Genomic DNA, 11,699 nt, shown 5'->3' with positions numbered 1-11,699 from the left:
CGCAATCAATGCGTTACGCAAGCTTGGTCCTAATACAGAAACGATCGCAATCGCTAATAGAATCGATGGAAATGCGAGCATAATGTCAAATATCCTGGAAATGATCGTATCGACCCAACGACCGTAATAACCAGCCACAATACCAAGGAAACTACCTACAACAATCGAACCGACTACTGAGAAAAATCCGACTGATAGGGAAATTCGTGCACCGTGAATAATCCGTGAGAAAATATCTCGACCAAAGTCATCCGTACCGAACCAATATTGTGCAGAAGGAGGTTGCAGTCGGTCTGCCATTAGCTGTTCGTTAATTCCTTCTTTAGTGACGAGTGGACCGAAAATAGCAAGAATGATAAAAAGTAGAACGATGACAGCACCCACAACCGCTACTTTACTTTTACGAAAACCTATCCAAGCTTCCCGCCAAGGTCCTGTTGTCTTTTCCAATTGCGCTTCTGCTACTCCATCTACCTTAGGCGTTAATTCTGACATGAACTGTTCCTCCTTCCTTAATCATATTTAATCCTTGGATCAATTAATCCGTAAAGTAAGTCTACGATTAGATTGATCATGACAAAAATAAATGCAACGATCAGAATACCTGACTGGATGACTGGATAATCTCTAAAGTTTATCGCGTCATAAATATAGCGTCCGATCCCCGGCCATGCGAAAATAGTTTCTGTTAAAATAGCTCCCCCTAGAAGCAAGCCCATTTGTAAACCAATGATTGTCAATACAGGGATAATCGCATTTTTCAAAGCATGTTTGTAGACAACCCAAAACATTTTCTGTCCCTTCGCACGCGCCGTACGAATATAGTCAGAACGCATTACTTCCAACATACTTGAACGAGTCATTCTAGCAATAATAGCCATTGGAATCGTTGCAAGGGCTAATCCAGGTAAGATTAAATGACGGATAACCTCCCATAACTGATCAAATCTTCCTTGAATCAACGTATCAATTATGTATAAGTTCGTTATCGCAGTTACGGGATCCCTGACATTCTCACGACCCGTTGTCGGCAACCATTGTAATTCAATACCGAATGCCCACTGACCCATCAACCCTAACCAGAAGATTGGCATAGAAACACCAATTAAAGCCAACACCATCGCACTATAGTCGAACCATGAGTTTTGGAACCATGCAGAAATAATTCCTGCGTTAATCCCTACAACTACTGCGATAATTATAGCGAATAAAGCAAGTTCTAACGTAGCTGCTAAATAAGGCCAAATTTCATCTGCTACAGGGAGACGTGTTCGCATAGATTCGCCTAAGTCCCCTTTTAAAATACCACCTAGATAACTAAAATATTGCGTATACCAAGGTTGATCCAGACCGAGTTTAATCGTCAATGCCTCAACCGCTTCTTTTGTCGCTTGTTGCCCTAAAATCACTTGTGCTGGATTACCTGGAATTGCACGAATCAACATGAAAACTAAAAATGTCATACCTAGCAGGACAGGAATTAGTTGCAGAAGTCTTTTTATCGTATAGTTGAACAATTCTTTCACCCCTCCGGCTCTGATCCTATCGATGAATCAAAGAGAGGGAGAAAGCGTGCTTCTCCCTCTTCTTCGTTCATACGATTTTCTTCTGCATTATTTAAATTCTACATTTGATAATAAATCGGAACCTGTAGGATGCGGAACGAAACCGGTCAATTCTTTCGATCCACCAAGCAATGGAATCGAGTGAGCAAGTGGTACCCAAGGCGCTTCTTCATGAAGAATCACTTGTGCTTGCTTATACAATTCGTTACGCTTGTCCTCATCAATTTCCGTTTGTGCTTCTAAGAATAATTTATGCGTTTCAGCATTCTTAAAGTATGTGTAGTTGTTACTACCGATATTGTCTTCATCTAACAATACATACAAGAAGTTATCAGCATCACCATTATCCCCTGTCCAACCTAGCATGAACGCATCTGCGTCTCCTTTGCTTGCTTTGTCGAGATAAGTAGCCCATTCATAAGAAACGATTTTTGCTTTAATTCCAACATCAGCTAAGTTACTTTGAATTACTTCAGCAACTTTCGTTCCGTCTGGCATATATGGACGTGGAACAGGCATTGCCCATAATTCCATTTCAAATCCATCTTCAAGACCTGCTTCTTTCAATAATGCTTTTGCTTTTTCAGGATCATACGGATATGCGTCTATGTCTTCGTTGTAACCAGAGATGGATGATGGCATTGGATTAGCCGCCACTTCAGCACGTCCCTCGAAGAATGTATCCACGATTGTCTGCTTGTCAATTGCATAGTTCAACGCTTGACGAACTTCTTTCTTATCAAACGGTGCACGAGTTACAGTTAATCCTAAGTATCCAACGTTCATAGAAGGACGCTCAAATAACTGTAATTTATCATTCTCTTCAATTTTCACTCCATCTGCAGGGTTGATTCCATCAGCTAAATCAATACCACCTGTCAGCAAAGAATTCAAACGAGCCGAGTTATCCGGAATTGATTGGAAAATAACACGATCCAATTTCGGTAGACCCTCTTGCCAATAATCTGTGTTCTTTTCAATTGTAATGGTTTCATTTGGCTTCCACTCTACAAACTTGAATGGACCTGTACCGACTGGATTACGTTCAAACTGATCGTCGCCTTTTTCAAATGCTTCAGGGCTTGCGATTGCGAACATGCTCATTGCAATGTTTTTCAAGAATGGTGCTTGTGGACGCTTCAGTGTAATAACTACCGTATTGTCGCCATCAGCTTTTACTGATTCGATTACATGACCTTCATCATCCTTGAATCCACCGAACATGGAGTTATAGTATGGGAATGTATCCGCATCACCATTTGCCCAGCGCTCAAAGTTTTTAACAACAGCATCTGCATTGAAATCTGTTCCATCATGGAACTTAACGCCCTCTTGTAATTGGAATGTGTACGTTAATCCATCTTCAGATGCTTCCCACTCTTTTGCAAGACCAGGTTGTACTGTCGTATCTTGCTCACCGAAATTCAATAAAGTTTCAAATAAATTCACTGTAACTTTAAACGTTTCGCCTTCTGTTACGCGTGATGGATCAAGAGATGTCGAATCATTTCCTCGACCAAACACTAATGTCTCATTCTCACTTCCGCCTTTATCTGCAGCATCTTTGTCTTTATCGCCGCTGTTCTCTTTGTCTCCGCCCGAGCATGCTGCAAGTGCAGTAGACAAGACGAGAACCATGATTAAAGCAAGTGACCATAACTTCCCTTTCCTCATACAGACCCCTCCAATTGTTTTTTCTTTTCTATATCATCGTTACCTTCCTCCGTATAAAGATGGCAGGCAACAGAATGACCGGGAGTTTCCTCAGCTAACACAGGAGTTACTTTCGTACATACATCCATTTTAAATGGACAACGTGTGTGGAATGAACAACCACTTGGAGGGTTCGCCGGGCTCGGCATATCTCCTTCGATGATGATTTGTTCCTTTTTATACTTCGGATCTGGAACAGGCACAGCAGATAGTAAGGCTTGTGTATAAGGATGTAGCGGATTAGCGTATAACTCTTCACTTTCCGTAATCTCTACTATTTTCCCTAAATACATAACCGCTACACGATCGCTAATATGACGTACTACACCTAGATCATGTGCGATGAAAATATACGTTAAATTAAATTCCTCCTGCAAATCTTGCATCAAGTTCAGTACTTGCGCTTGAATGGATACATCGAGCGCAGAAACTGGCTCGTCCGCAATAATAAGCTTCGGATTTGTCATAAGTGCTCTTGCAATACCAATTCGTTGACGCTGTCCGCCACTAAATTGGTGAGGATAGCGTTTCGCATGATACTCGCTGAGTCCTACAATTTTCAAAAACTCCACAACTTTTTTACGACGCTCTTTAGCATTACTGACTCCGTGCACAAGAAGTGGTTCCTCAAGAATTTTGCCGATTGTATGACGTGGATTTAAAGATGCATATGGATCTTGGAAAACCATTTGGATGTCCCGTCGCACTTTACGAATTTCGTTTGTGGATAAGGAATTCAAATCTCTTCCTTCGAATTCTACAACCCCTTCAGTCGGTTCAAGCAAACGCATAATCGTACGGCCTGTAGTAGATTTTCCACAACCACTTTCCCCTACAATCCCAAGTGTTTCGCCTTCATTGACGTGAAATGAAATATTATCAATGGCTTTGACATGACCGACAGTTTTACCCATTAGTCCTTTTCGGATAGGGAAATACTTCTTTAGTCCGTCAACCTTCAATAGTGGCTTGTTCATCTGTTGTCACTCCTTCTTGCTCATCATATAAGAAGCATCTAGTTTGGTGAACATCGGAGTTATTATAAAGTTCCGGTGATTCTACATAACACCTAGAGAAAGCGCTTTCACATCTAGCCGCGAATCTACAGCCTTTTTCGATAGATCCTGGCTTTGGCACATTGCCTGGAATTGAATATAGACGGTCCTTTTTCTCACGCATATCCGGAACCGATTGTATCAAACCACGCGTATATGGATGGCATGGATTCTCAAATATCACGTCAGTTGGTGCTTCTTCTATCACTTGTCCTGCATACATAACAACCACTCGCTCACATGTTTCAGCGACCACACCTAAATCATGCGTGATTAATAGAATAGCTGTATTCATGCGTTCATTCAATTCTCGCATCAATTTCAAGATTTGTGCTTGAATCGTTACGTCTAATGCTGTTGTTGGCTCATCTGCAATTAATACTTTTGGATCACAAACAAGTGCCATCGCAATCATTACTCGCTGACGCATCCCACCTGAAAGCTGATGTGGATACTCTTTCATAATTTCTTCAGAACGTGGCAACCCTACTAATTTTAACATTTCAATTGCTCGCTCTTTAATTTGCTTCTTCGACCATTTCTTTTCATGAAGAGAAATCGCTTCTGTCATTTGATTCCCAATTGTAAAAAGAGGGTTTAAGGAAGTCATTGGCTCCTGAAAAATCATTGCGACATCATTTCCGCGGATTTCTCTCATTTCCTTCTCCGTCTTTTTTAGGAGATCTTGACCTTCAAATAGTATTTCTCCTCCAGTAATTTTCCCTGGTGGGCTGGGTACCAACTGCATAATAGACAAGGAGGTTACGCTTTTTCCACATCCGGATTCTCCAACGATTCCGAGAATCTCTCCTTCTCTCACATAAAAGTCTACATGATCTACAGCTGGAATAGCTCCTGAATCTGTGAAAAAGGTCGTCTGCAAATCTTTTACTTGAAGTAATTTCTTTCTTTCGTTCATTTGCTCACCTTTTTCTTTTTTCTGAAATAACTCATTACTCACTATTATACTTTTTTTGCATTTAAACGCAAGATACTTTTTCAGTAGAATAATATAGTTAGAAAACTTTGCACAAAAAAACGCATGGAAGAATGTTCTACCTACGCGTTTCTTATTCGCAGAAAAATCATATGATATTATATTTATTCCGTTACTTGTATAATTATTATCATTTCCAAATTGAACTACCTTCTACAAAATCCGTAACCTGTATATCTAACAATTCATATACACTCGGTGCGATATCTACCATAGATATTCGTTCGGATATTTCTCCAGACTTAATCTTCGGACCATATGCGTAAAGGATCGGACGCAATCTCGGCCTCATTGGATCTCCACCATGACTACCTAATTCCTTTGTTGGTTCAATAGCGGTTTCTGCATCTTTCCCCATCAAATAGCCTGGAGCCGCTGATAAATAGATATCTCCACTATTATCATTAGTAATCGCATCATATTCCGGCATACCTTTCGTCCATACTTTCTCATAGGGTTGGAAGCTTGTCTTAGGAAGCGTAGATAATATAGGTACGACAGGATAGGTATAAGCAAAACGCTTCTCTCCAAGCAACCATCGAAGTGCTGGTATACCCGCATCTGATGGATTCACTTCAATAGTTGAAAATATCGTAGGATCCTTAAATGTCTCTACAACTTGCTTCTTCACTGCTTCAAATTCTTCCAGCCCTACAATTCCTTTTTTCTCACGGCCTTTCAGATTGACATAGATATGTGCAATTGTTCCACTGGCCTCTGCATACGCTAATGTTTTTGAGGAATCAATCGTTCCTTTTTTATCTTTTACAAGTAGCCCAGCCTTTTCTAACTCTTTATTTGGTGACAGTCTTGTATGGATAGGCTCCAGTCCATGATCCGAAACTATTAATAAATGATCATTCGAAGTCAATGCATTGTTGATCCTTCCAATCACTTGATCCGCTAGTTGAAAAGCCCATCTGACATAGCCTTCTTTTTCAGTGAAGTTTTTTATATCAAACCCTGGTTGTGCTGGATCAATCAATAAAAAATTATGCAATTCATTATCTACATGGGGATAATAGTAAAACAGCAAATCTGGTGTGTACCGTTCTTTTATAAATAGGCTGACATCCGTTACCCAATCCGTAAAACGTTCACTTACTTGCTCATACTCTTTTCTCGTGATGTCTCCTGCTTTAAAAGCATCTATCTCATCGGGCGACGGATAAAATCCAAATTCCGAAGAAATAGTTTCAGCAAACCTATCCGGACCTCTGTAAATACTTCCCATTACGGTCCCTTGGAATAATTGAAGCGTTTCTAAATCATCAACGTCTCCTTTAAGTTTCACATAAAACCCCGTACTTTCCGTGTCAGGAAGATCGAGCATCACAGCAATCCAATCTTTCATGGATACTTGCTGTCCAACTTCTTTTCGATTAGTGGATAAGTAAATGGCAGGTTCCTTTTCGTCAGTCACTAATACATATAGCTCTTTGGAAGGTACATTTTTTATATCCAAAGGAATGACAGCTTCCATAACTTCAACGCGATCAGACGATAAAGCTTCCACACGTTTATCTTTAATCATCGTAAATTTCAACTCATGCAACTTTGCATCTGCCAACGTACCTCCAGAATACACAGCATACGTAGCTGCCGACGCATTATCCGGATTCGAGTCTGGAAAAGCAACAGTAGCAGTCACTTTCCCCTGATTTCTAGCTTCTTTCCAAATCGGAGTTACTCCTAATGTCTGAGAGAATCCACTTTGATCATTATCTACCTTTTCTCCTGTAGAATGAAAGCTATTGCTAACGATTCCAGTCTTCGCAGGTCCTGCACCAGTAGCCATCGCTGCATGTGAAGGGGCTGTCAAAGAAGGTGTGACCGTAATGAAATCCGTCGCGTAAGCAGATTTTCTCTCTAGTTCTTCAAGGTTTTTCATAACTCCTTTATTTTTATAACGTTGCGTATCCACATAGCCCATCCCATCGAATGAAACCACACTAATTGTGCCAGTAGATTCCATAGCGTAAACGGATTGGTCAACTGTACTACTACTCATAAAAATCAAAGTAAAGGTGAATATTATTTTTTTCATCATACTAGCATCCCTCTCTTTGTTGCACTATTCCCTTGATGAAAATAAGGTAAACTTGCTAACTAGCTATAATAAAAAAAGATAAAAATCCCCAGTTCTTTTGACTTATTTAAATTTTTTTACAATTTTAGTTGTAATCTTTTCAATTCTTCATAATCCAAAGCTACGATCACTTGATTCGGTAGTAGGTACGGTTAGCTCGTACTAGTTAATGTCAAGTATGAGATTGGTAGCATACAGTAGACTAGTATGTTGTCAATGAACTCTTCCTACAATCCAATTTAGGGCTGCAAGATCTGCGGAAACAGATTTTGCAGCCCACTATTTTTATTTACTACGTATCGCTTAAGGTTGCAAGGCAATTTGATCACTTGTATTTCCTTCCAACCATGCGCTACTCTTGCTAAATAATTCATCTTCAAATGAATAGCTAGAAAACGTATGATCTGCACTTTCAATATATTGAGCATAAACAGATTCTGTTTTCTCTCTTCTATTAAGCGAATTGCTATAACGTACAGCATGTTCTTTAGGAATTTGTTCATCTGCTGCTGCATGAATAATATGAGCAGGGCCAGTATATGAACGAATTTCTTCAAGTGGCTGATGTTTTTTTAAGTCTTGGATAAACGTTTTGCTAATCATGAATCCTAGGTAGTCATGCTGACCTTCTTTAAAAATTTCATGAACCGCTTTTGGTCCGAGAATACCTGTGATGTCTTCATACGGCTTGCCTACTGGAGACCATAGAAGTAGCTGCTTCACTCGCGAATCTTTTGCGGCTGTCAAAGATGCAACTGCTCCACCTAGACTGTGGCCAATCAACGTCACACGCTCTTCATCGATTCCACGTAGTAAGCTTACATAATCTATTACATCTTTCACTTCTCGTAACTGTTTCGTTACTGTGACGTCACCGTAATCCCCATCACTTTCCCCACAGCCGCTAAAGTCAAAACGGAATACCCCATAGCCACGTTCTGTGAAATAACGCGCTGCTTTTACAAATAGGCGATGCTCCCCCACTTTGCTTCCGACAAATCCGTGAATACATATGATTAATGGTATTTTAGCTTTCGTATATTCAGGAAGATGCAATACCCCAGATAAATTATTTTCTCCAGAACGAATCGTTAGATGTTTTTGCATTCCCATTCACCTCTCTATAACTAATTATCCCTACATGTTTAATAGGTATTGTACACTTAAAATAATCAGAAGTCAAATGTACGAATATTTCATCAAGAAACATAACTAAAATTTCAACTTAACTAATCAGTCCGGGATGCCTACTTCGGAGGAGAACGCAGTGTAACCCTATACTTTCAACTCGCTAACTCGTTTATCTTAAAACAAAAAGACTCCCATATATGAGAGTCTCTTTGCTATTGAACAATACCTAGTGTATTTAAAAATACGACAATAATCGTTAGTGGCACTACCCATTTCATTAATAGATGCCATAAAGGATAGTAGCTTTTTGATTGTGGGCTCATTAATGTAAATTCCTCACGTACTAGCACTTGATCCATTTTCCGTATGATGAAAATAGCAATCAATAGACAGCCCGTCGGTAGTAGGATATTACTTACTAAATAGTCTGTAGCATCAAAAACACTTTTACCGAATATGGTAAAGCTAGACAATGTACTCGACGATAGTGCGGATGGTATCGCTGCGATAAACACAACGAGTCCGATAATCCACGTAACTGCTTTTCTAGAACGTTTTCCGCTAGCGGTTAGTGCCGCCACGATAATCTCATACAAACTGAATGATGACGTTAATGTCGCAAATAAGAACAAAATTAGGAATAAAGCCAAAAATACTTGTCCGAATGGTAGCTGAGAAAATACTGCTGGTAATACCATAAACAGAAGTTCAGGACCTGCAGCTGGCTCTTGACCGAATGCAAAAACTGCCGGAAAAATTGCTAGTCCAGCTAATAACGAAACGAATAAGTTCATCCCTACAACTGAAGTGGCTGATGTTGTAAGGCTAACATCTCTTTTTAAATACGAACTATAGGTGACCATACAAGAAAACCCGACGGCAAGTGAAAAGAAGGATTGACCTAGAGCATATAGAACAGATTCTCTTGTAATACTAGAAAAATCTGGTTTCAAGAAAAATGATACACCTTCCATTGCACCTGTTAACGTTAACGAACGTACGACTAAAATAATAAAAAAGATAAATAGCAAAGGCATCATATATTTATTCGCTTTTTCGATACCGTTTTGCACGCCTGATGAAACAACTAAGACGTTAATCATCGTAAATAACAATAAACCGATTAATGTAGTGACAGGTGAACCTACGATAGAACCAAATTGTTCGGAATAAGAAGCTCCTTCACTAATAATCTTTCCTTGTACCGATAAGCCACTATATACGAAAACCCATCCACCTACTACACTATAGAAAGACAGTAACAAGAAGCAACCTGCCACGCCCAATCTACCAATCCATGGCCACGTACTATTAGGAGCTAGCTTTTTATAGGCACTCACTGCTTCCTTTCCAGCACCACGTCCAATAACAAATTCTGATATAAGCATTGGCAAGCCGATTAAAATTGTAAAGACTACGAATAGAAGGAAAAATGCTCCTCCGCCACTCATCCCGGTTACATAAGGAAACTTCCAGATAGCCCCAAGACCGATTGCTGCACCAGCTGATGACATGATAAATCCAAGCTTTGATGACCATTGTTCTTTCCGTTGATCCACAGTCTCACCTACTTCCTTTCATTTCTACTAATTACAGTTATACTGTACTCTTTCAGTAGAAACAAGAGGATTTTCATCTATTCTATTATTCATACGTATGAATACTGTGGAATTTACTCAGAATCCACCTGATCTGTACGTTGATTCGCTCGCGCTTCTCCTCCTTTTCGACCAATCGATTCATAAAATTCTTTGTCGTATTTTTCAGATGTCGCACGTCCACCTTTTCGACCAATTTCCTTATAAAATTCAGTACTATGTTTTTGCGCTGTAGCCTCTCCACCTTTACGTCCTATTTGTTCATAAAATTCTCGATTATGCTTTTTCGAAGTTGCTTGTCCTCCTTTACGCCCCGCCTCTTCTAATGTCATTTTCGTTTCGTTGTTTTTGGAACCTTTTTGATTAGTCATATATATACTTCCTCCTAGTATTTTTATTTACTAACTTGTCAGTAAGCTTAGTGCTTATATTCCCAATTCACTACGCAGTAAACAATTTGCCAGTTTATCATCGTGTTTTAACAACATATATTTCATTGCGAAATAAAGCGTATATTCCCATTCCATTAGACCAACCTAACAAGAACTTCATGTCAGAAAGGAGTGGAACTATGGGACGCGATGAACATAAGAAAGGTAGCAATAATTCGGGTTCATTACCTCAGACACCAAAGAATGAAAAAATTGCCCCTAAAGATATGAGAGAAGAGATGGCAAAAGAATTAACGGAGTTGCGAAAACAACCTAAAAAACAAGGAAGAAATAATTCTTAAATTCATGGTTAACTTGAAATGAATGATAAAAAAGGCAGTGAAGGACCTTACCCCTTCACTGCCTTTTCAATCTATTTTTTTAACTTCTTCAACGGATCTAGTTCATCAATTAACTTCTCTAACCGTTCATCCCATTGTTCTAGTAACGTATTCCAAACTCTTGTATAATAACGATCCTCGGTACGGTTATAAACATAAAACTCTATACACGGAATGGACTGACTTTCTATAGTCACGGGAACTCCTATTTTATCGATTACGATTTGTAGTGAACCTTCTGTCTCTTCTACACCTGCTTGAAGAAGTGCAGTTCGTAATTGTTCTTTTGGTAGATCCTCTGCTCCATTCTGTTGCTTCGTAGCCAGTCGAAAAAGTTTAAGTTTTTCATCTTTCAAACCTTCTCCGTATTGGCACAAGATGGCATCATGATAAGAACTATAATAAAAATTGGTTTCCTTTTTTTCCGCTGGATGTTCATAGATGCCTGATTGAAGTTGCTCTATCCCTACTTTTGTCAGCCGATAGATACGTTTTCTCTGCTCAATCATACGAGTTACTTCCATCCTGGCGAATAAATCCTCTACAAATAAAGGCTCTACGGCCAAAAACTCCGCAATCATCTTCGGCTTAGAAACTTCTAATTTTTGCAGCGTCAATAAAATCATCTTCATCAAAATATCCATCGTTGTTCGTTTAATCGTCATATAAGGTACTTTGACGAGGTCGATAGGCAACCCCCAACTATCGGACTGCTGTATTTGGATATCTGCTTGTTGCTGTATCTCTCGCTGTAGCTTTTTCCGAAGAGAGTCCACACG

The 11,699-nt window shown here is 39.5% G+C and carries 11 protein-coding genes; 1 reads left to right on the top strand and 10 read right to left on the bottom strand.

Annotated elements, in window-relative coordinates; all coding sequences use genetic code 11:
* From ORD22_RS05990 to ORD22_RS05950, 9 genes are all read right to left on the bottom strand, one after another.
* Nucleotides 1-495 (bottom strand): ABC transporter permease (locus ORD22_RS05990; RefSeq protein WP_317645017.1); only part of this gene is annotated, 495 nt, incomplete at its 3' end.
* Between the two features lie 17 nt (nucleotides 496-512).
* Nucleotides 513-1,517, bottom strand: coding sequence for an ABC transporter permease (locus tag ORD22_RS05985; protein ID WP_317645016.1), 1,005 nt, complete (start codon nucleotides 1,515-1,517; stop codon nucleotides 513-515).
* A 96-nt stretch (nucleotides 1,518-1,613) separates the two neighbouring features.
* Nucleotides 1,614-3,239 carry an ABC transporter substrate-binding protein gene (locus ORD22_RS05980; RefSeq protein WP_317645015.1) on the bottom strand — a complete coding sequence of 542 codons (1,626 nt, stop codon included), beginning with the start codon at nucleotides 3,237-3,239 and terminating at the stop codon, nucleotides 1,614-1,616.
* On the bottom strand, nucleotides 3,236-4,255 hold the full coding sequence (locus ORD22_RS05975) for an ABC transporter ATP-binding protein (RefSeq protein ID WP_317645014.1): 1,020 nt from the start codon (nucleotides 4,253-4,255) through the stop codon (nucleotides 3,236-3,238). The genes ORD22_RS05980 and ORD22_RS05975 overlap by 4 nt, the downstream gene beginning before the upstream one ends.
* Nucleotides 4,230-5,252, bottom strand: a complete 1,023-nt coding sequence (locus tag ORD22_RS05970; protein ID WP_317645048.1) for an ABC transporter ATP-binding protein — start codon at nucleotides 5,250-5,252, stop codon at nucleotides 4,230-4,232. The genes ORD22_RS05975 and ORD22_RS05970 overlap by 26 nt, the downstream gene beginning before the upstream one ends.
* Before the next feature lie 208 nt (nucleotides 5,253-5,460).
* Entirely contained in the window at nucleotides 5,461-7,341 is a 1,881-nt protein-coding gene (locus ORD22_RS05965; protein ID WP_317645013.1) for an alkaline phosphatase family protein, read from the bottom strand.
* A 381-nt stretch (nucleotides 7,342-7,722) separates the two neighbouring features.
* Nucleotides 7,723-8,526, bottom strand: coding sequence for an alpha/beta hydrolase (locus tag ORD22_RS05960; protein ID WP_317645012.1), 804 nt, complete (start codon nucleotides 8,524-8,526; stop codon nucleotides 7,723-7,725).
* A 236-nt stretch (nucleotides 8,527-8,762) separates the two neighbouring features.
* Nucleotides 8,763-10,109: a sodium-dependent transporter gene (locus tag ORD22_RS05955; RefSeq protein WP_317645011.1), complete on the bottom strand. Its 1,347-nt coding sequence runs from the start codon at nucleotides 10,107-10,109 to the stop codon at nucleotides 8,763-8,765.
* 113 nt (nucleotides 10,110-10,222) lie between these two features.
* The gene (locus ORD22_RS05950) at nucleotides 10,223-10,519 is read right to left on the bottom strand and encodes a KGG domain-containing protein (protein WP_317645010.1); all 297 of its coding nucleotides are present in this window, start codon (nucleotides 10,517-10,519) and stop codon (nucleotides 10,223-10,225) included.
* 200 nt (nucleotides 10,520-10,719) lie between these two features.
* Here ORD22_RS05950 and ORD22_RS05945 point away from each other — a divergent pair, with 200 nt between their 5' ends.
* Nucleotides 10,720-10,881, top strand: a complete 162-nt coding sequence (locus ORD22_RS05945; protein ID WP_317645009.1) for a hypothetical protein — start codon at nucleotides 10,720-10,722, stop codon at nucleotides 10,879-10,881.
* Between the two features lie 71 nt (nucleotides 10,882-10,952).
* Here ORD22_RS05945 and ORD22_RS05940 read toward each other — a convergent pair whose 3' ends face one another.
* Entirely contained in the window at nucleotides 10,953-11,696 is a 744-nt protein-coding gene (locus tag ORD22_RS05940; protein ID WP_317645008.1) for a hypothetical protein, read from the bottom strand.
* Nucleotides 11,697-11,699: the final 3 nt, after the last annotated feature.

It is taken from the genome of Sporosarcina sp. GW1-11 (assembly GCF_033088395.1).
In the GTDB taxonomy this organism is placed as follows: domain Bacteria; phylum Bacillota; class Bacilli; order Bacillales_A; family Planococcaceae; genus Sporosarcina.
Note: the sequence above shows the minus strand (reverse complement) of the source record. Positions and strands in the feature narration are given on the sequence as shown.